The sequence below is a fragment of the Nocardia sp. NPDC051981 genome (assembly GCF_040680715.1).
In the GTDB taxonomy this organism is placed as follows: domain Bacteria; phylum Actinomycetota; class Actinomycetes; order Mycobacteriales; family Mycobacteriaceae; genus Nocardia.
The window spans coordinates 667,244-687,647 of record NZ_JBFAXK010000002.1 but is presented as its reverse complement, the minus strand read 5'-3'; the positions used below and the strand labels follow the sequence as shown (position 1 = coordinate 687,647).

Sequence of the window (20,404 nt, the reverse complement as noted above, 5' to 3'; positions counted from 1 at the left end):
CCGGAACTGTTCCAGTCCACCAGCACCCGACGCCGCTCGTCCTCACCCAACACATCGATCGCCCCCACCCGACACCCCGGATCAGCAGCCACCGCAAGAGTGCGAATCAAACGCATATAGAGCTCGTGGTGACTTGTCGTGTTGTACTGGCTGTGCACCGCGCCGTTGGCGAGAAGGTCGATGTACAGGCCGTCCACATCCGCACGGTCATAGATCGCCAAGGCGAGGTCGCCTATCGGGCCAATCGACAGGTTGTGGACAGAGGTATTCTGATTAAAGAAATTGGAATAGTTGAATCTCATGAAATTGACATGGAAACCAAAAAGGCCATCCAATCCACCGTCCACGCCTAGGTCCCGTGCGATATCTTCAGCGCGATACCGCTGATGTCTCAGCGCGTTTATTACTTCATCGGATGTCGAATATATCAACTCACCTATAGACATACCCGGACATACAGTGAGTCTTATCGGGACAATATTTGATACCATTCCCGGGGTGCCTGCAAATTCCGAGAAAGATCGCGCCGAGACCGGCAGGCCTAGGACTATATCACGCTCTCCGGTTAGTCGATGCAACATAATACCGGCTGCCGCGATGAGAATAGCCGGATAGCCGACGTTCAGGGATTCAGCAAGCCTCAATAGCGCCGGCCACGCCTTCTCCTCAAACTGGCCCGATTGGGCTATAACAGATTGTCCGGTAGTTGCGGAGTTGCCAAGGACACGAGATCCGTGCGCAATGCCGGCAAGGCGGCCCATCCAGAAATTTCTATCCCTATCATAAGACTTGGAATTTCGATATTCTCTATCCTCACCAATCAGCATACGGAGTGACTTGAACCCTGAGGGCCGGGGCTCAATGCCGGTCGCGAAAGCCGTGTAGAGCTCGGCAACCCGGCGAGCAACAATCGACATCCCCATACCATCAATCAAAAGATGATGGAAACTGTGATACCAAAGTGATTTGTCGGGTGCCAGCCTGAGCAGTGCAAAGTAAAAGAGCTTATCGCGTTCAGGGGATAACGCAGTGCCAATCTTGGAGGCCATCCATCGTTCCGCCTCAAGTGCCGGATCCGGAAAGTTCGAAAAATCAACGATGGGGAATTCCCAATCGAGGTCGTCGTCCACATACTGAAGCACAGTATCGCCGAATTCTACGAAACGTGCACGGAGGGCCTCGGCCTCGCTCACTACCTGCCGAGCAGCCCGTTCAGCAAGCTTCGGATCCAATAACCCTTCGATTTCCAAATATTCGCCTACGTGATATTTGGGGGAATTCGGATCCAGCTGTGTCGCCATCCAGATTTCATATTGCGCTGCGGTCAATGGGAGGTACTTATCATTAACGGCGCCCTCGCCGGCCGTACGACCGCTCATTTTCGAACCCTTCGGAGTATTTCGGCACCGACGACGCAAATTGCAGGCGTGCCACCGGCAGAGCTTTCTTACAGTTCGGACTGACTTGCTAGTTCAGAGACGTACGCGCAACCAGCGCGGCTATCTGATTTGCTGTCTTGAAGTTCTTTGCGTTCACACTCGATTGCGGGACCGAGCGACCGAACTCCCGCGAAATAAACCCAACCAGCTCGGCAGTGCTCATGGAGTTGAGAATTCCCCATTCCAGTAAGGGCGTTTCGCCATCCAGAGCACTTGCCCGGTCGTCTCCGAGAAATCGTTCTCTGATATATTTCAGAAGGCGCTGTGCAATCTCGGTCTCGGTCATGAAAGGTCCTTGTCTAGGCGATATCGGTCAATGAAATGAGTTTCACTGTTGCTACAGCGCAGGCAACGCATTTCGATCCGTCTTCCCAGTCTGGGTCCGAGGAAGGGCCGATACGATACGCACCTCGTCCGGTATCATGTAGCGGGGCAAACGCAAAGCGCTGTGCCGCTTCATTTCAAGTACGCTGAGTTCGAATCCGTCGTGTACGACAACAAATAGAATGAGCCGTGCATCCATCCCCGAGCCGCGAACGACTGCGACTAATTCGGCCACAGCGGGGTGCTGTCCGATCCAGGCCTCGATCTCGCCGAGCTCGATCCGGTTGCCGCGGATCTTCACCAAATGGTCTCGCCGACCGACGTAGTCGAAAGATCCGTCATCGAGCACCCGGACAATGTCTCCGGTATGAAACGGCCCCTGCTGGTATTGATGCCCCCAGTAGCCCACCATAACCGTTGGTCCATCCACAATCAGTTCGCCATCCTCCCCGAACTCCGCGGCTGTCCCGTCGGGCTTCTCGGCCCAGACCTTGTCGCCACATGCGGCCTTGCCGATTGGCACAGGTTTATCTCGCAAAAGATCGCTCGCTGTCACCTCATGCGCGGTACATACATTGGTCTCAGTCGGTCCGTAGAGGTTCAGTAGTCGGGCCGAGGTCCATGCTCGAAGCTGACGCACGTGTGTAATAGAGAAGGGCTCGCCTGCGAAAAGTACCGCACGCAATGATGCTGGTGCCGGGTGGTCCAGTAACCCTCCATCACGAATCATTAGTGCGAGCGCCGACGGAACGGAATACCAGACTGTAATCGCATGCTCATGCAGAAAGTGACTCAGCTGCACTGGAGCGTATCCGAGCTCGGTCGGCACCAGGTGCACAGAAGCTCCTACAGCAAAAGCGCAATATACATCGAGTACCGATAGGTCGAACGTCAATGGCGCGTGATTTGCAAACCGATCGTCCGGATGAGCCCGCAACATCTGCACCGCCCAGTCCACAAACGCACGAGCGTTGCCGTGGCTGATGCAGACACCCTTGGGACTTCCTGTTGATCCAGAGGTGTAGAGAATATATGCAAGATCCGCAGAGGCATTTTCATGGTATTGCGCATCCGGATCGCAGGGCACCGGCTGCGCGAGGTCGAACCAGGCAGTATCAGCGCACATGCCGGCCGGCCTCGGGCGGGTCGAGCAAACTGCTTTCGCACCACAATTCGCGGCAATCGCGGCTACGCGGTCAGGCGGTGAGGCGCCGTCGGCAGGAATGTAGACCGCTCCGATGCGCAGCACTGCCTGCATCGCAGCTATAGCTGTGGGCGACTTGTCGTCCCATACCACCACTCGATCACCGTGCCGGACCCCTGTGGCAAACAGTCCCTTCGCGAGGTGCGTCACAGCACGGTCGAGCTCGCAGTAGGTCGCGTCTCCCATTGGGCTGCTCACGGCAAGTCGATCCGGATAGCGGGCTGCGGCCTCGATGAGCAGAGCGGACAGGCTCACAGTCCGACCTCCCGAGCGACGATGTCGCGCTGGATCTCAGATGTGCCTGAGAACAGAGTGGTCGGGACCGAGTCTCGTAGGTACCGCTCGATCCCACCGGGAACCAGATAGCCGGCTGCTCCGAAGATCTGGATCGCATCGAGGCTGTTGGCTATCGCAGCCTCGGACACACTCAGCTTTGCCAGCGCGGCTGCCGCGGTTTGCTCATCGGCTCCCTGATCGATTAGCCAGCTGGCGCGATAGACGAGCAGCCTGGCGCTTTCCAATCGCTGCTTCATGATGGCGATCCGATGAGACACGGCTTGAAATTGCGAGATCGAACGGCCAAACTGCCGACGTTCACGCGCGTGGGCAATGCATCGCTCAAGCTGCGCGTCCATCATGCCGACGTAGGCGGCGAACAGACACGCGCGCTCCCAGGCCATAGCGTGCGCGAAGATTGTGGAACCTTGGCCTTCTTCGCCCAGCAGAAAATCTCGCGGCACTGGGCAGTCACGGAAACACACACGTCCAGCGAGACATCCGTGTAGCCCCATCTTTTCATACGGCTCACCGACGCTGACACCTTGGAGGTCGGCAGGCACCGCGAACGCCGAAACGCCGAGAAATCCTGCGCCAGGAGTGGTCGAGGCATAGGTGACAAGGACGTCGGCGGCCGGACCATTGCTGACAAAAGATTTCTCACCGTTAATTAGGTATACAGATCCCTCTTCACGTGCGGAGACAGAAAGCCGACTCGTATCTGAACCTGCACCGTCTTCAGTAATCGCGTTAGCGGCTGTGAGGTCACCCGAGGCGAACCCAGGCAAGAAAATATCACGGAGATATTCGGATCCGAAGTCACGAATAGGAACTGCCCCTGCAAGCAGGTGAGCGCAGACACCGAAGACGAATCCGGTATCCGGGCATCCGCGGCCGAACGCTTCTAGTGACAGAGCCGTGTCGAACGCACCAAGGCCTCGACCACCATACTCCTTTGGTATGCATAGACCCGTGAGGCCGATCTGGCCAGCTTCTCTCCAGCTGTCTCGACCTGCATTCCCGCCGCGGGACAGCCTGCTCTGTGTTCGCTCCAGAATCTCTCGATATCTCTCAGACTGTACTGCGGTCAACAGGAAATCCATCTTCACCCTCTTCGCAAAAGCCGATCATTCTAGTCAATCTTCGAATCCGCATAGCCGAGCAGAGTCGAAGTGCACCAGTTGATACAAGGCAGCCGTGAACAGCTTCATGATTTTCCGGTTCATTTCTCCCCACAACCGTTCAACGTACTGCAATGGAGGATCACGGAAAAGCAAGCAGATTCCGTTAAGATTCTGAAAAATACAGCAAGTATCGGCAGTTAAGACATGCCGCAATCGATGATTGAAGAATAGGGGTTGAGAAGATCCCCGGAATAGTTCATTATGGGCAATTTTTCCCCAAGACCGAGTTCTTGCGCCATCTCCAAAAATACATCCAGCGCAAGGTGATCTTCAAATGCGAACCCAGTACTATCGAATACAGTCAAGCCATCTCTGACTTGCTTCGCCAATTGCGGTGCCGCACATAATTCCGGAAGACTCGCTCCGATCTGGTTCGATACAAGCTGCTGAGAATCTCCCTCTGCCAGCGCCTGTTCCAGATGGTCGACACAAACGAAAGCCCGCCGTAAGAGGCCGACAGGTAGTTCGGTCTTTCCCGCTTCGTCAGACCCGATAGTGTTGATATGTAGATGTGGGAGGTGGCTTACATCCGGCAAAACCGGGCCCTCGCCGACAGGAACTGACGTAGCAGTACAGATGATGTCAGCATGGGTCATTATCTCAAAAAGCGTCGCGACCTCGACATGCAAGCCAAGAAAGGCTACACGATCCGCAAAACTCTCAGCGTTGGCGGCATCGATATCAAACACAAGTACATTCTCAATGCCATATACTGTGCTAATCCCGTGAAGCTGGGTCACAGATTGGGCGCCGGCTCCCACGATGCCAACGGTACTTGAGTTCACACGAGCAAGAATCTTACTCGCAATAGCCGAGGCAGCGCCGGTCCGCATTGCGGTAATCAGTTGCGCATCGGCAACCGCCGTGAGAACGCCCGTATCGCCGCTGACCCTGTAAAGGCTCCCGAGCACCGTCGGAAGAGCGAATCTCTCACGATTGTGTGGAATGTAGGAGATATTCTTGAGGGTCATGTCGTGCCCAGGCTCATAGTGCGGCATATTCTCGATTACACCATCGCCTGGCGTTGCACGTAAAAATCCGCTCCTCGGCGGAGAATTCCTCCTCCGACCGAGGCCGAGTTCTGTCATGCCGTATTCGAGTCGATCTATAACTCGACACATAACCTCGTGCGGTCCAATTACTTCTAGCAAACGTCCGATATGTTCCTGAGTGAGTACCAGAGTATCCAAATTTATCAACCCTCCAACGCCGACCATTATGTTTGTCGAACAAACGGCCAGCTGCATTCAACGAACCCGCACTCTTAGCTTCACAGGCGGGCCCGGGAAGCCGGTCACATATAGGTTGCCGAGCGCAGACAATTAAACGTCTGATTTCATAGAGTCCTGAAGACTCTTAGGACGCATATCAACCCAGGTCTTTTCAATATAGGCGATACAGGATGGCCGATCATCCTCGCCGAAGACCACTCGCCATCCGGCGGGCACTTCACAGAATGAAGGCCAGAGAGAATACTGCAACTCGTCATTGACTAGCACGCAGAAGCGACCATCTTCGTCATCAAAGGGGTTCGAACTCAACCTATTTCCTGTTCTCGAGCGACAGTCGTATTTTAATTCCGAAGAATCCTCAAGGGGCCTTTGGTGCCGAAGGTCTGATTGATCGCCTCCGGCCAAAGCTCAGGCGCGAAACTTTCGTTCCGGGCTTATTTCCGACGGCCGACGGTTAATTCCCCGTAGCGTCACCGAGGTGGGACAGAGTCTCACTGACAAGCGCTGCCCACGGCGTACGTGCAATATAGCCCGCCTCGGTACTGGCCGGCTGCACCCGGGTATCCATCGAAATCCTGACGTCTCCGTCCGGCGAAGTATTCGGCACGGACCTATGGCAAGTGAAGGCATGGAATATCAGCAGATCCCCAGGCTCAACCGGCGAGAAGACCAGCGGAGCATACTCGGCCAGAGTAGCCGCTGGTATCGCACTCACCGCATGCCCGAATTGCTTATATCGATCGTCCGCGAGGTGTTCCCGCAGACCGAGCTTGTGACTTCCATCCGCGATTGCGACGCCACCAATGGTAGGGCTTGTCGGCAACAGGGGTATCCATATGGTCCGAAAATCCTTATTCGGACCCAGGAAACAGCCGTCCTGATGGAATGGAGTTATGTAAGATGGGCCGTCCGGATTCGTCTGAGCCGGATAGTATCTAATTGTGGAGCTTTTGAATACGAATACAGGCTCCCCGAATACCTTTTCGAACACCTCTATAGTCTGAGGATGATTCCAGAACCCGTCGTAGTCGACTTGGCTCTGCAGCACGGCTTCGTCTACGCTCTCGTAGATCTCAAGGCCGATATTGTTCAGAGTGGCATCGGGAGGCACCGAGCCGGTCGACTTCAATCCGGCCAAGACCTGCTGCGCAACACCACGAACCAGTTTCTTGTCCAGGACTCCCTTCAAATAGAGGTACCCGTGCTCGTCGTAGAAGTCCCTGAGTCGAGATGAATTCTCAAGCCACTCACTGCTATCAATATACGGAGTGAACACCGGAAGGGTCATATGGATCAATTCTCCAAAGGTTACGAGCCGCCTATTCACGACGGCCGTCGATCACAAGAATGAATTAGACCGACTCATGAGCGCTCGAAAACAACGGGGCAGCGCGCTTTCGACATTCGACACTCCAATCCCGGGTTCACCTGTTCGCGTGCACTCAACGCACGACGTAGAATACGCATTCTACGAGGAACCAGACGGCGATGTTATACCGGATGAGATACTTCGAACTCCCCCTAGATTTCTGATCCTCAGAATCCCTGAGAACCCCCAGAAGTTTCTTTTGACTCTAAGGTTCTAGACTCGATGCACGGATTGCTTCTGCAAAGCCTCTCCCCCATTCGAGCTGGTCCGTCAACCGTTACTCACGATATATGCCAAATGGAACTATTTCAAGTGAAAGCTATTGATGTGACCTGCATCACAAACTGTCGCCTTTCAAATCGGTAGCGGCTACGTCACGCAGACGGAGCGAGGTATCACATCAGCCCAGTAGGCACCTTGAACACCTACCTCACTAGCTTGGGTAGAAAGAGATGTCATAGGCAAAGCCGACCGAATGCGAGAACCGACCGGTCGTTTATCAGGAGAAATGATCAAGACCTGTGGATGACGGGGAAGGACGTACCTAACCTCGATCTTTCGCCGGGCCTTCAGCCCGGCATGATCGGGTTCGGATTGGTTTCCGGCGGCTGATCAGCGGCCAGTGAGCAACCGAGGGTGGCCCGGTCAGCGGGGTGGCTGCCGGGTTCCACGGGCCCGGAGATGGTCCTTTCGAGGGTCGTAGGTGTGGGTTGGTGCTGGTCAGCCGGGGTGTAGTCGGTTGAGGGCGGTGGCCAGCAGGTCGGTGTGCGGGGCGTGTGGTGGTAGGCGCAGCCAGGTTCTTCGGGCGTGGCGGGCGATGCGGGCTGGGAGTGAGAACAGGTGCAGGCGAAGGGTTTTCGGTTCCCAGCGGCGGGCGTGGTGGTCGTGCAGGGCGATGGTCTGCAGCCAGGCGGTCAGATCCAACGCGAGCGCGACGATGGAGCACCAGATCCGGTTGGCGTCGAAGCCGTGGAAGGGCAGATTCCGCAGGCCGGTGTCCTTGGCGGCGCGGATGCGGTCCTCGCAGCGGGCGCGGCGGCGGTGCCGCATTTCCAGATCCGCCAGTTGGCCGCGACGGGTGTTGGTGACGAAGGCGGTCAACCTGAGTCCATCGACGTCGGTGAACCGCAACTGCGCGCCGGGATGGGGGCGTTCTTTCCGGACGATCGAACGCATGCCGTCGGGCCAGCTCGACAGGTCGGCCAGGCCGGTCAGTTCGGCGACCCAGGCTCCGGGGCGGACCTGGCCGTCGGCGTCGTAGGCCGGGGTCCAGACATCTGTGGGCACCGTGTCGATCGCCGTGACCAGGGTGTCGGTGAGGGTGAAACCCAGCGAGTACTGCAGTCGGCGTTTGTGGCAGTAGGCGAGGAATTCGTGGGTGCCGCCGCCGGCGTCGGTGCGTACCAGTACTTTCCGTCCGACCCGATAGCCGGGCTGCCACGGCAGTTGCTCGAGCGCGGTGGCGAGTACCCGTTTGTGGTCGGCGGCGGTGTTGGCGGTGGCATTACCGGGCCGCAGTGTGAGTGCGGCGGGCTCGCCGGTGCCGGAAACGCCGTGGTCGATGAATGCGCACAACGGGTGGAAACCGAACCCGCGCTTGAATGTTGGAGCCGCGTTCTGTTTCTCCGAATGCGCGTCCAGCAGCGTGGCGTCCAGGTCGATGATCAGTGGATGCTCGGCGTCGATCCGATGATCGGGAGCATGCTCACCGGCGTGGCGCCAGGCCCGCGACCGGGCCTGCGCACGCGCCGAAGCGATCGCCGACAGCACTTTCGGTGCATCCGTGGCCAGCGCCGTGATCGTCCGGGACACCGTCGGATCTGAGGCTACCGAACCGAAAACTGCTGGCTCGCATCGCAATACCGACAGATCTGCAGCGCAGTCACCGCCGATCGCCACCGAGACGGCCAGATCCAGCACGATCTTGCCCGGATCGTGCGCGGCCGATCGCTTGCGCCATGGTGCCAGCGCGCTCGACAACGCCCGATCCAGCCCGACCTGCTCGGCCGTGCGCAGCAGCGCCACCGCTCCGGCTTGCGACACAACCCCCGACCCGTCACCGCCAACTTTCAGCGACGGGTACCACGACATAGACTCACTCACCAAAAAGGTGCTCCCACCACCGCGAAATTCAACCCTAGACAAGTCGAATTATCGCAGGTAGGAGCACCTTTCGCTCACCTCTGGCAAGCAGTGCCGAGATCGCCGTGAATGGCCGAGGCTAATGAGTTCGGGAGACCCCGCCGGACGTGGTTGGCTCCCAGCGGTAGTCACCGGCGGGTGAGCACACGGAGTACCTGGACCCGAGTCCTACGGAAAGACCGTGCCCCCGCCGGTGCCGCCGGGAGAGCCGGATCGCTGATGGGATGTTGTGCCCGCGCGGCGTGAGCACTGGTTCATTAGGTCGCGACGCCTCTCCCGCTGACTGCCTAGGCAGGAGACCACCGACGCGACTGGAGACGGGTTTGCTGTTCATCGGCGAGGATTGGGCCGAAGACCACCACGATATCGAGGTGATGGACCCGGAGGGCAAGGTCCTGAACCGGGCCCGGCTGCCCGAGGGAGTCGCGGGTATCACCAAGCTGCACAGCACCATTGGTGAATTGGTAGGCGAAAGAGGTCAGACCACCGAGATCGTGATCGGCATCGAGACCGATCGCGGCTTGTGGGTGGCCGCGCTGGTCGCCGCTGGCTACACGGTACACGCCGTGAATCCGGTGCAGGCTGCCCGTTATCGGGGTCGGCATGCGGTCTCCGGCGCCAAGAGCGACGCCGGTGACGCTCACATGCTGGCGGATATGATATAGTGCGCACCGATCGGCACCAGTTGCGCCGGATCGCTGGCGATTCTGCGCAGGTCGAGGCCATCAAGGCGTTGTCTCGGGCACACAAGACGTTGATCTGGGAACGGACCCGCCACGCCCTGCGGCTGCGTCACACGCTGCTTGAGTACTATCCGGCGGCGCTGGCGGCCTTCGCCGACCTCACAGCACCCGAGGCCCTGCTGATCCTGGACAAGGCGCCGTGCCCGGACAGCGGAAAGAAGCTGACCCAGGCGCAGATCCGGGCTCTGCTCAAACGCGCCGGCCGGTGCAAGCTCGACACCAGGGCACCGGTGCTGCAAGCGGCCCTGCGCGGCGAGCAGCTCGGCCAACACGCCACGATCAGCGCGGCCTACGCGGTGATCACCCCGTCTGCGGTAGCTGTGCTGACCACCCTCAACGAACAGGTCACAGCGTTGCATGAGCAGGTCGAGCAATTCTTCACCCGCCACCCCGACGCCCAGCTCGTCGCCTCGCAGCCGGGAATCGGATCCATCATCGGCGCCCGCATCCTGGGCGAATTCGGCGATGATCCGCACCGATATGCCAGCGCGAAGGCCCGCAGAAACTACGCGGGCACCAGCCCGATCACCCGAGCTTCGGGCAAAAAGACCGTTGTGGCCGCACGATTCGTCCACAACGACCGGCTCGTCGACGCACTCACCCAGCAGGCGATCACCGCGATCCGCATCCCACCGGGCGCGCGAGCCTATTACGATCGCCACCGCGCCCGCGGCGTCGAGCACTATGCCGCGCTGCGGCACGTCGCCAAGCGCCTCGTCGGCATCCTGCACGGCTGTCTCAAACATCGCAGCCCCTACGACGAGGCCACCGCATGGCCGAACGCAATCGGACAATCCACCTGATCATCCTCTGCCGCTTGACATCCGAGAACCAGGGATGTCTTTCTGGTGAGGGAGTCTACGTCGTGGTATCCGTCGCTGAAAATTGACGGGGCCGGGTCGGGTGTGGTGTCACAGGCCGGGGCGGTCGCGCTGCTGCGCACGGCGGCGAGGGTGGGGTTGGATCGCGCGTTGTCACAGGTGCTGGCGCCGTGGCGCAAGCCCCTCGCAACTCATGATCCGGGAAAGATCTTGCTGGATCTGGTCGTGTCGGTCGCGGTCGGTGGCGACTGTGCTGCCGATCTGGCGATGTTGCGCGGCGAGCCGGGCGTGTTCGGTGCCGTGGCATCGGACCCCACGGTGTCCCGCCTGATCTTGACGCTTACCGGCGATGCACCGAAAGTGTTGTCCACCATCGCCTCCGCGCGCGCTACCACGCGAGCGGCGGCCTGGCAGGCCGCCGGTGACCGGGTGCCGGACCACGCGATCACCGCCGAGGACCCGCTGACCATCGATCTGGATTCCACCCTGCTCGATGCGCACTCGGAGAAGGAATGCGCCGCGCCGACATTCAAGAGGGGTTTCGGGTTTCACCCGCTGCTGGCCTTCGCCGACCACGGCCGCGACGGCACCGGCGAACCCCTGGCCGGGCTGCTGCGCCTGGGCAACGCCAGCGCCAACACCGCCGCCGACCATAAGCGGGTCCTCGCCGTGGCATTGGCGCAGCTGCCGTGGCAACCCGGCTACCGGGTCGGTCGGAAAGTCTTGGTGCGCACCGACTCCGGCGGCGGCTCCCATGAATTCGTCGACTACTGCACTGCCCGCAGACTCCAGTACTCGCTCGGGTTCACCCTCACCGACACCATTGTCGCGGCGGTCGACGCCATCCCGAAACACGTGTGGACGCCCGCCTACGACGCCGACGAACACGTTCGTGAAGGCGCCTGGGTCGCCGAGCTCACCGGCATGGCAGACCTGACCGGCTGGCCCGACGATATGCGGCTGATCGTGCGGAAAGAGCGACCGCATCCCGGCGCTCAGCTGCGGTTCACCGACGTCGACGGCCTCCGGTTGACCGCCTTCGTCACCAATACCCGCAAGGGACAGATCCCTGACCTGGAACTACGTCATCGGCGCCGCGCCCGCTGCGAGGACCGCATCCGCAACGCGAAAGACACCGGACTACGCAACCTGCCGTTCAAGGCGTTCGACGCGAACCGGATCTGGGTCGCGATCGTGGCCCTTGCTCTCGATCTGACCGCCTGGCTACAGACGATCGGCCTGCACCACCACCGGGCCCGCCACTGGGAACCGAAAACACTTCGCCTGCAACTGTTCTCGATTCCCGCACGGATCACACACCACGCCCGCCGCGTTCATCTTCGCCTGTCACGGCATCACCGCGGCACCAGCCTGCTACTGACCGCCTGCAACCCGGCTGAACAGCGAAAACCATCCCTACAACCACCGAAAGGACCCCGATCCGGGCCCGTGGAACCCGGCAGCCACCCACTGACCGGGCTATCCTGCGTTGCCCAACGCTCGCTGATCAGCGACCGGAAATCAATCCGAAACCAATCAGGCCGGGCCGCCGGCCCAGCGAAAGATCGAGGTTAGGGGGCGAGGGCGTGGTAACACGCCCTCGCTACCCGCCGAGACCTGGTTTTCGATCATCACCCGTCAGGCGATCCGCCGCGGCACCTTCACCTCGGTGAGAGTGCTGGTCAAACAGACCCGCGACTACATCACCGCATGACACACCGATGCGAAACCATTCGACTGGGACCGCCACCGCCGACGAGATCCTTGCCAAGGTCCGGCTCACCCAGACCAACATCAAGAAACTCGTCGACAACAATGGGAAGTAAACCGAACAGAATCACCACACACCAGGGCTTGAGGTGCTATCATTGCAGGCTGTTTCGATGTGTGAAATCGATACTCTATCGAGAGCTGCGGGCACCTCTTTTGGGCCAAGGGTTTGCCAATTGCCCATTCTTTTGAAGCAATTTGATCCACGCCTGTGCGAGATGATTCGGAATGTCGTAGTGCTTCGCAACCTTGCTGATGCTGCCAAGTCTCCAATACGTAACACCGAAATCCGCAGGAATGTCCAAGCGGTTTGAGTGATTATTCGTCGAGTATTCATGTCCTATGGTATCCGATGCGGCCGAACTCTCATATTGTGCACAATCATCCATTTCCGAATCGTTCCGGGACGGACGATCGACTTTCAATGCTGATGGCACATCGGCAGCAGGTACAGTGTGGGCGGGTGGCGTGAGGTTCAAGGCGAGTGAGGTACGCACCAGCAGTGAGAAGTCGACGTCTCCTAACTCGGGCGGTATAGTAAATTCTCCACCCATTTCTGCACGTATCTCTCTTATTCGAGCACCGCCGTTAAAGGCTTCAACTGTGGCGGTGACAAGAATTGTAGTGCTGTCGGGCCCCGCGATGCTAATCGTATATGTATTTTTCATTGTTGATGTGCTGTTCCTGGTTCGAGTGCGGTCAAGAATGTGTCGACTTTTGCGAGGCCTGAGCATCCAACTTCTTTAGGCGGCCAATCCAGCCCTGAGCCGTATGTCTAGGAACCTGGTAGTACTTCGCCAGGCCAGTCACGGTGCCAATCTGTTCGAAGCTTTTCCGAAGATCTTCTGGCGCAGGCATTCTTCTATATGCTCGAACCGTGGAGCTTTCCGGCAAATTGACTGAACCGTCTGTCTCATGTTCAAATAGGGTAGCGTCGTTAGGCAGTTTCGAACTGGTGACCATCAATTCTGCGGTGGCTTGTCCATCTGCGGGGAGGGGGCCGGAGCCCAGATTGTCACTGGATGTGCTCATGTGTGATGTCAACGCCGAGATAACGGCAGCGAGGTCGATATCAGGAAAGCTCTTCGAAGTCAACCCTTCGGGTGCGTGCGAAATGACAGAAAGTCCGGTCAATTGAGCAGATGGCCTGTCGGTATCGACATGCAGAACCATCCGAGGGTGATAATCGACATCACCAGAATGCTCGCCACGCACGATTACTATGGTGTATTTGCTCATCCGGGATTGATCCTCAATGTCTCGGGTAAGTTGGAGACTCCAATGCACTGACTAACATACAGGGTGAAGCCGACATCGGAGTCTCGGCCAGCCCAATAGCGCGATCTCGCAGACCGGTCTCAGCCCAGCAAGCGGATCGGTTGCCTGGCTGGTGGTTCTCGGATGAGCCGAGTATCTGGGTGACCGGTCCCCGATGACGGGACGCAACCGGCCTTTGAGTCCGGGTTGGTTTCGATCCAGTCTCAGTTGATGTCGCAGGCCACGGGGTGGTGGGTGTGGCTGCAGCGGGCAGTGCGCTCGGCCGGGGTGAGATAGCCAGCGCAGAATGCCGATGTGAGGCGGCTGAAGATCTTCGAACAGTGTGCCCAAAATAGAATTTGGGGAACTGAACGGAGTTGTTTGTGGCACAGAAGAAGTCGCCGAAGTCGCGGCAGTTCAGTCCCGAGTTTCGAGAGACTGCGGCCCGGGAAGTGGTGGAGAAGTCGCGGGCGGTCGCGGATGTCGCCCGCGATTGCGGGGCCGATCAGACGATCCGGAACTGGGTGCGCGATTTCCGGCGCGCGCATGTCACCGATTCGGAGTTGTCGATCTCCGGGCGTGCCCGGTTGAAGGAGCTGGAGCGGCGGGTGCGGGAGTTGGAGGAGGACAGCTTCTTGGGAAAGAATCTGAGAGCCGCGTAGCGCCACTGCGTGGAGGCGGAAATCCTGTGCGGTTCTTGCGTTGCGGGGTGGGTGCGGGGTGGACGATGGTGGGGTGCGTGTCACGGATGACCCCGAACGCTTTGCGGTGCCGGTGAGCCCGATGGGAAAGATGGTGGTGGAGGCAGGGCGGTTCTCGTCCTTCGCGGGATCCGTGGATTGTTGCCCTGAGCACGTGTAGGAAGTTCCTGTTTGTTTTCGCCTCCCCGTGATACACACGCCGACAACAGGTTTCGTGCGAGAGGGAGAGGTGGGGCGCGGTGGAGGTCGTGCATGGCAGGTGCGCGGGGATCGACATCTCGAAGAAGGACGCGAAGGTTTGCGTGCGGGTGCAGGGCGACGGCCGGCGGGCGACGGCCTCGACGGTGACGACCTGGGGTGCGACAAGCGCCCAGATTCTGGCGCTGCGTGAGCATCTGATCGCGCAGGAGGTGACCTGCGTAGTGATGGAGTCGACCGGCGACTATTGGAAGCCGTTCTACTACCTGCTCGAGGACGGGTTGAACGTGACGCTGGTCAACCCGGGTGAAGCACGCAACCGGCCCGGTCGCAAGACCGATGTCAGCGATGCGGCGTGGCTGGCCGATCTCGGGGCACACGGGCTGTTGCGGGCGTCGCTGGTGCCGCCGCCACCGATCCGCCGGTTACGGGATCTGACCCGTGCCCGCACCAGCCTGCGGCGCGACCGCGCCCGGCAGGTGCAGCGCATCGAGAAGATCCTCGAGGACGCGGGGATCAAACTGACCTCGGTCGTCACCGACATCATGGGGGTTTCGGGGCGGGCGATGCTGGGCGCGTTGATCTCCGGCGAGCGGGATCCGGCCGTGATCGCCGCTCTCGTGGTGCCCAACATGCGGTCCAAGACCGAGGCGTTGACCGCGTCGTTGGCCGGCCGGTTCACCGCCCATCACGGGTTTCTGATCGGGATGCATCTGCGTCTGGCCGACGCGTGCACCGCCGAGATCGCGGACTTGGATACCGCGATCACGTCTGCGCTCTCACCGACCTTGACCCAGGCGAGGGAGCTGCTGGCCAGCATCCCGGGCTTCTCGACCACGGTCGCCGAGGTGTTCCTCGCCGAGACCGGCGGCGATATGAGCGTGTTCCCCACCGGCGGGCATCTGGCGTCGTGGGCGGGGGTGTGTCCCGGGGCGAACGAGTCCGCGGGCCGGATCAAGTCCACCAAGACGCGTCCGGGAAACCGGCATCTGATGGGCGCTCTGGGCATTGCCGCGATCTCGGTATCGCGTTCGAAGAAAACCTATTTCGCTGCCAAGTATCGTCGGATCACCGCCCGACGCGGTCCGATGAAAGCGATCGTCGCGGTCGAGCACGCGATGGTCACCGCCGCCCACGCCATGCTCATCCACGGCGACTTCTACCGAGATCCGGGCCCGGACTACTTCACCACCCGAAAACCCGGGTCCGCCAAGTCCCGCGCTGTCCGACAACTGGAAACCCTCGGATACGAGGTCACACTGAAACCGTTGAGCGACAACACATAACCGTCGGCGAGAGATTCCCCGTCACCCGGTGACGGTCGCATCCGCGTGCACTCACCAGCCCGTGGTCACCTTGGATTTCGTAGGAAATCGGTCTTCTTCGCGAAGAAGCACCGGTGAGCGTCAAGTACGCGTTCATCGCCTCCGAAGAAGGCAATCATTCCGTCGTGGACATGTGCCGGTGGGCGAAGGTCTCGCGCTCGGGCTACCACGACTGGTATCGACGCGAGCCCTCGGCCACCGCGCAGCGCCGCGCAATCCTCGCCGCTGAAATCCAGTTCTGTTTCCAACACTCCGACGGCACTTACGGCTATCGGCGCATCCACGCCCAACTGACCCGGTGGGGCACGGTCGTAGACCCGGACACCGTCCGCGCGATCATGCGGGAGCTGGGCTTTGGTGCCATGCCAGCCACGCCCGTTCCGGCCGGTCACCACCCTCGCCGGCGATGCGGCCGAGCTGCCGGACCTGGTGCGCCGCGACTTCACCGCCGATCTCCGGGCACGAAATTAGTTGGCGATATCACCTATATCGAGACCTGGGGCCGCGGCTCCCGATAGTCCACCCACGCCAGTCCGGCTTCGCACCGCCGATCGTGCCCTCGCAGCGGTGAGCAGGTAGGTCGCCATCTCCTCGGTCGCGATCGGTGAGGGACGGCGCAGCGGGAACGCGGCGGCCAAGCTGGCCAGCAGCGTGCACGCTTCCGGACCGGGTTCCCAGCGAGGCAGCGCCAGCGGCGCGAACCGGTTCTCAAGCTGGTCATCGGAGCGGATCGCCAGATTCGCGTCCCGAATCCCGACCCCTACCAGGGGGATTCGCAGGCTGTTGCCGAGGAACCGCAGCAGGTTCAGGAATTCCCGCTGTCGGTCGCCCCGACCACCGAGCACGTTGTGCAACTCGTCGATCACCAACATCCGCACCCCACACGCCTGGCACAGCCGCAGCACCAGCTGCTCGAACTGTCGGTGATGCCTCTCGAACGCGAGGGCGGACAAGCGCAGTTCATCGTCCACGACCACGCCCCCACACCACAAGGCTCCGAGCTGGAGGCGCTGCTTACCTGGCTACAGGAAAATCTGGCCCGCGACCTCACCCTCGCCGACATCGCCGAGCGCGCCTGGACCAGCACCCGAACCCTGATCCGGCGCTTCGGCGACCAGACTGGGACCACTCCGCTCCAATGGCTTCATCGAGCCCGCATCCGCCAGGCACAGCACCGTCTCGAAACCACAGTGCCAGTACTCCGAATCCGAGACCACCCGAAACCAGGCACGTGACCGGCATCTGCTCACCAGGTCCACTGACTTCGGTGACCCGGTAGACGCGCCACCGCTCGCGCCGGCGGCCTGGCAACGATCCTGATCGGCGACCGACGGGATGGGTTCGCTTACGTCGGTGGCTGTATCTGTGTTGACCAATCATGCCGGTACCGCCATCAAGATCCAGGCAACGGCAACCAGTCGCCCGAATCGACGCGATACGCAGTAACTCGACTCAGTAGCCGCCCTCGATCAGCAGCAGATACGTCGCTTCCAGATGCACAATGCACTCGTCTGGGTGATGGGACCGGTGGATATCTCGCAGCTCCCGTGCACGGTCGGGGGTCAGCTCCATCAAGTGCACCTGGCACATGAACTCGGCTAGCCTGCCGTCCGCCTGCACGAACGCCCTCTGCTCAGAGGGATCTGACAGTGTCATGGTCTTCTTCCCCGCATGCCCGAATGGCATTAAATGTTCTAGGACGAAAGGGATTCGGAATTCAGTCCCACAACTCGGCACACGGCAGTGATGGCAGGTCGGGGCGCACCTCGTCGTCGATCATCACCACCAGCTCCAAATTAGCGAAGCCGCTGATCAGTTCGTCCGCCACGTTCTGCGCTTGTTCGGCGCTGGCCTGGTAGTCCAGCGTGAGCGCGCCAGATTCGATGCGGATGTGCCGGATGCGGCGCGGTGGAAGCGGTTCTCGGACACTTCGAATGGGTGGCATCACCGATCACCGTCCGAGTACAAGTTGCTGGGCGGATTCGATCGCAGCCGCCAGGCAGTCGTAGCCCTGGCAGAGCTGCGCCAACTGGGTTGCCTCGGCTGGCTCTTCATCCGTCGCTACTGCGGCGAGCACCAGTCCCCATAGATCCGCCATCCGAGTGGCCAGCGGCCCAATGCTTTCCGTTTGCACAACCATGGCCGGTGTGCCCTCGGAGACGCCGGTGATCGGGAGTGGCGGCAGTGCCGAGTGGATTGGCGTTGCACGCCGCTGTTGCCGATAGCCGACGGCATCGGCAATGACGCCCGCCAGGATCTCGATGCCCTGACCGCAGGAAACCAGTTGCGAGGCAGCCTGGTCCAGTTCAAGATGCTCGATCTGCTCATCAGCCAATGTGAGCAGTGCCTGTCGGTGCTGCCGCTGGAAGGCCACCAGGTCAACCGCCGCCTCCACCATGTCGTTGCCGTGCAACTGTCGCACCCCGGCGAAGGACGCCAGCAGCAGTTCGTTCGACAGCAAGGCCGCACCTGGTGCCGCTTCCGGGGTCGGCTCGGTTGGAACATCGCCCATGGTGCTCGACGGAGGATCTTCCGGACTGTCGCCATCCGGCACGCTGGTCATGGTCGATCACCGGGGCTTACTCGTGGACAGCACCATCCGACCGGCTTCGGCCAGCGTGTCGAGCGCGGCGCTCTTACGCGGGCAGATCTTTGCCCGGCAGGCGATATGGATCTGGACGACTTCGTGAGCTTGGGCTGGAGTAAACGGCACCATCGGTGCGGCGTGCGCGGCAGGATCGCACAGTGCGATGAGTTCGTACATGGCAAGGGAATTGGTGGTGGCCATCTCTTCGGCATCTCCTGGTCGGGCGGTCTCGATCGGAGGTGCCCGGCACCGGGGGCTTGCGCCACCGGCCTGCCACTCTGGAGGCCAATGCGCCGGACGAGGGGGTACGGCTTCAGCCCGGTGCCGGGTACCGCTTTTGACCTTGGCCCACAGGCGCTTTCGGCCGTAACCGCGCGGTGTTGGGGTAGTGTTGGCGTAACGTTAGCGTTTGCCCAGGTCAGGCGGAGAAACCGTAGGTGAAGGCGATGGTACGAGGGCGCGAATGGACCGGGTTCGAAGCGGTGGCCCTGCAGGAGGCCATGCGAAAGTCGGTCCGCGAATTCGCTGCCTTACTCGGTATTGAAACCACCACCGTCAGCAACTGGCGTACCGGCCTGAGCGCAGTGAAACCGCGTTCGAACACCCAGGCCATCCTGGATACCACGCTCGGTCTGCGGGCGACCCCGGAGGACCGGGCGCGGTTCGAACAGATCGTGGCCGAGGGTGAAACGGTGTGGCGGGAGCGGCGTAGCCGTTCTCGCCGTCCGGCAACGAGCCCCAGCGTTCATCCGCCCTATGATGGGGTGACATGGTCCCTGGAGCATCAGGTTGATGACGTGCGTCGCTCAGATTTTCTTCGCGGTCTGTTAGCTGTATCTACGACGACGCTGACGGACGAGGTAATCACGACTGCCACCAAGCCGATTGACCGCCTTCCCGTTCGGGTTGGCATGGATCATGCTGAGCGCGTGCGGGATTGGGCGTCACTGTTTCGGGCTGCCGATGACGCCGGGCTGCATATCGGGGATGGTATGGTCGCGCAACTCCGGGTCGCAGTGGGCTATCTGCGCGCAGATATGTCGGCACCAGTCCGTGGTGCTATGAATGCGGCGGTCGGGACGTTCTTCCGGGTTGTCGGCTGGGCTCTCTATGATCGGGGGAACCATGAGGCGGCTCGGACGAACTTCCGCGCGGGTTGGCACTGTGCCGAGCAGGCCGATGAGTGGTGGCTGCGCGCTGCGGTGCTGACTTGTCTGGCTCGCCAGGATATTTATCTCGGGGATCCGGACAATGCCTTGACCCTGCTCGGGCTGGCATCGGTTCGCGCTGATCGGGTGTCGCTGCTACGTCGTGCTGACATCGCGGCTGTGCAAGCTCGTGCTTTCGGAAAGTTGGGCAATGCCGTTGAATGCATGCGGGCCGTCGACCAAGCAGAGAAGTTCTTCGACGAATCACGCGGGCAAGACCACCCCGATACCGCACACGAAGGCTTCAAGACGTACTACAACGAATCACTCCTGAGCGGCGACACGGCCCAGGGGTTGTTTGACCTCTCCTATCACCACAATGCCGAGGTGCCCAACACGGTGAGCAGGCTGCGGACAGCACTGAACCTGTCCGACGAACACGCCCGATCGCGCCAACTCAGCTTGATTCGGTTGGCCGCGTTGCAGCTTCGCCGTGGTGATCGCGATGAAGGACTGGCGCTCGGTATCCAGGCGGTCGACAGCGCCTCCGGTACCGGCTCAGCACGCATCCTGGATGGCCTGAAGATGGTGCACCAGGCAGCCTGTGACGATCGCGTCGCGTCGACTGCGGGCGCGCAGGAACTACGCCGTGGTATTGCCGACTTGCTGCATTCCTCATAGTTT

The 20,404-nt window shown here is 60.5% G+C and carries 17 protein-coding genes and 4 pseudogenes; 7 read left to right on the top strand and 14 right to left on the bottom strand.

Annotated features, from left to right (window positions below; translation table 11 throughout):
• The 8 genes from AB0L60_RS07130 to AB0L60_RS07095 form a co-directional block, all read right to left on the bottom strand.
• A partial coding sequence (locus AB0L60_RS07130; protein ID WP_364608477.1) for a condensation domain-containing protein occupies positions 1-1,379 on the bottom strand: 1,379 nt, incomplete at its 3' end.
• Positions 1,380-1,467: 88 nt separating this feature from the next.
• Positions 1,468-1,725, bottom strand: a complete 258-nt coding sequence (locus AB0L60_RS07125; protein ID WP_364608474.1) for an acyl carrier protein — start codon at positions 1,723-1,725, stop codon at positions 1,468-1,470.
• A 51-nt stretch (positions 1,726-1,776) separates the two neighbouring features.
• Entirely contained in the window at positions 1,777-3,222 is a 1,446-nt protein-coding gene (locus AB0L60_RS07120; RefSeq protein ID WP_364608471.1) for an AMP-binding protein, read from the bottom strand.
• Positions 3,219-4,346 carry an acyl-CoA dehydrogenase family protein gene (locus AB0L60_RS07115; RefSeq protein WP_364608468.1) on the bottom strand — a complete coding sequence of 376 codons (1,128 nt, stop codon included), beginning with the start codon at positions 4,344-4,346 and terminating at the stop codon, positions 3,219-3,221. The genes AB0L60_RS07120 and AB0L60_RS07115 overlap by 4 nt, the downstream gene beginning before the upstream one ends.
• 218 nt (positions 4,347-4,564) lie before the next feature.
• A complete protein-coding gene (locus tag AB0L60_RS07110) occupies positions 4,565-5,644 on the bottom strand; it encodes an ornithine cyclodeaminase family protein (RefSeq protein WP_364608594.1) in 1,080 nt (359 codons plus the stop codon).
• A gap of 105 nt (positions 5,645-5,749) precedes the next feature.
• Positions 5,750-5,968, bottom strand: a complete 219-nt coding sequence (locus AB0L60_RS07105; RefSeq protein WP_364608465.1) for an MbtH family protein — start codon at positions 5,966-5,968, stop codon at positions 5,750-5,752.
• A 145-nt stretch (positions 5,969-6,113) separates the two neighbouring features.
• Positions 6,114-6,947 (bottom strand): phytanoyl-CoA dioxygenase family protein, encoded by an 834-nt coding sequence (locus AB0L60_RS07100; protein ID WP_364608462.1) that lies wholly within the window; start codon positions 6,945-6,947, stop codon positions 6,114-6,116.
• A gap of 801 nt (positions 6,948-7,748) precedes the next feature.
• Positions 7,749-9,119, bottom strand: coding sequence for an IS1380 family transposase (locus tag AB0L60_RS07095; protein ID WP_364608591.1), 1,371 nt, complete (start codon positions 9,117-9,119; stop codon positions 7,749-7,751).
• Positions 9,120-9,493: 374 nt separating this feature from the next.
• Here AB0L60_RS07095 and AB0L60_RS07090 point away from each other — a divergent pair.
• Positions 9,494-10,716, top strand: a pseudogene (locus tag AB0L60_RS07090) (IS110 family transposase).
• A gap of 45 nt (positions 10,717-10,761) precedes the next feature.
• A pseudogene (locus AB0L60_RS07085) lies at positions 10,762-12,084 on the top strand (IS1380 family transposase); the annotation flags it as partial.
• A gap of 551 nt (positions 12,085-12,635) precedes the next feature.
• Here AB0L60_RS07085 and AB0L60_RS07080 read toward each other — a convergent pair.
• On the bottom strand, positions 12,636-13,172 hold the full coding sequence (locus AB0L60_RS07080; RefSeq protein WP_364608459.1) for a hypothetical protein: 537 nt from the start codon (positions 13,170-13,172) through the stop codon (positions 12,636-12,638).
• A 31-nt stretch (positions 13,173-13,203) separates the two neighbouring features.
• Positions 13,204-13,743, bottom strand: coding sequence for a hypothetical protein (locus AB0L60_RS07075; RefSeq protein ID WP_364608456.1), 540 nt, complete (start codon positions 13,741-13,743; stop codon positions 13,204-13,206).
• A 401-nt stretch (positions 13,744-14,144) separates the two neighbouring features.
• On the opposite strand from AB0L60_RS07075, the gene AB0L60_RS07070 reads away from it, so the two are divergent.
• The 3 genes and pseudogenes from AB0L60_RS07070 to AB0L60_RS07060 all read left to right on the top strand — a co-directional run.
• On the top strand, positions 14,145-14,423 hold the full coding sequence (locus AB0L60_RS07070; RefSeq protein WP_364608453.1) for a transposase: 279 nt from the start codon (positions 14,145-14,147) through the stop codon (positions 14,421-14,423).
• Positions 14,424-14,701: 278 nt separating this feature from the next.
• Positions 14,702-15,946, top strand: a complete 1,245-nt coding sequence (locus AB0L60_RS07065) for an IS110 family transposase (RefSeq protein WP_364608450.1) — start codon at positions 14,702-14,704, stop codon at positions 15,944-15,946.
• Positions 15,947-16,116: 170 nt separating this feature from the next.
• A pseudogene (locus AB0L60_RS07060) lies at positions 16,117-16,326 on the top strand (IS3 family transposase); the annotation flags it as partial.
• A 126-nt stretch (positions 16,327-16,452) separates the two neighbouring features.
• Here the strand turns inward: AB0L60_RS07060 and AB0L60_RS07055 are convergent.
• Positions 16,453-16,905: pseudogene (locus tag AB0L60_RS07055) on the bottom strand (TniB family NTP-binding protein); the annotation flags it as partial.
• Between the two features lie 6 nt (positions 16,906-16,911).
• Between AB0L60_RS07055 and AB0L60_RS07050 the strand changes: the two are divergent.
• Positions 16,912-17,220, top strand: coding sequence for an AraC family transcriptional regulator (locus AB0L60_RS07050; RefSeq protein WP_364608447.1), 309 nt, complete (start codon positions 16,912-16,914; stop codon positions 17,218-17,220).
• 482 nt (positions 17,221-17,702) lie between these two features.
• Here AB0L60_RS07050 and AB0L60_RS07045 read toward each other — a convergent pair whose 3' ends face one another.
• The 3 genes from AB0L60_RS07045 to AB0L60_RS07035 are packed head-to-tail and all read right to left on the bottom strand — an operon-like array spanning position 17,703 to position 18,773.
• Positions 17,703-17,930 carry a hypothetical protein gene (locus AB0L60_RS07045; protein WP_364608444.1) on the bottom strand — a complete coding sequence of 76 codons (228 nt, stop codon included), beginning with the start codon at positions 17,928-17,930 and terminating at the stop codon, positions 17,703-17,705.
• 6 nt (positions 17,931-17,936) lie between these two features.
• Positions 17,937-18,548, bottom strand: coding sequence for a hypothetical protein (locus AB0L60_RS07040; RefSeq protein WP_364608441.1), 612 nt, complete (start codon positions 18,546-18,548; stop codon positions 17,937-17,939).
• 6 nt (positions 18,549-18,554) lie between these two features.
• Positions 18,555-18,773 carry a hypothetical protein gene (locus AB0L60_RS07035; RefSeq protein ID WP_364608438.1) on the bottom strand — a complete coding sequence of 73 codons (219 nt, stop codon included), beginning with the start codon at positions 18,771-18,773 and terminating at the stop codon, positions 18,555-18,557.
• Positions 18,774-19,009: 236 nt separating this feature from the next.
• Here AB0L60_RS07035 and AB0L60_RS07030 point away from each other — a divergent pair, with 236 nt between their 5' ends.
• Positions 19,010-20,401: a hypothetical protein gene (locus tag AB0L60_RS07030; RefSeq protein ID WP_364608435.1), complete on the top strand. Its 1,392-nt coding sequence runs from the start codon at positions 19,010-19,012 to the stop codon at positions 20,399-20,401.
• Positions 20,402-20,404: the final 3 nt, after the last annotated feature.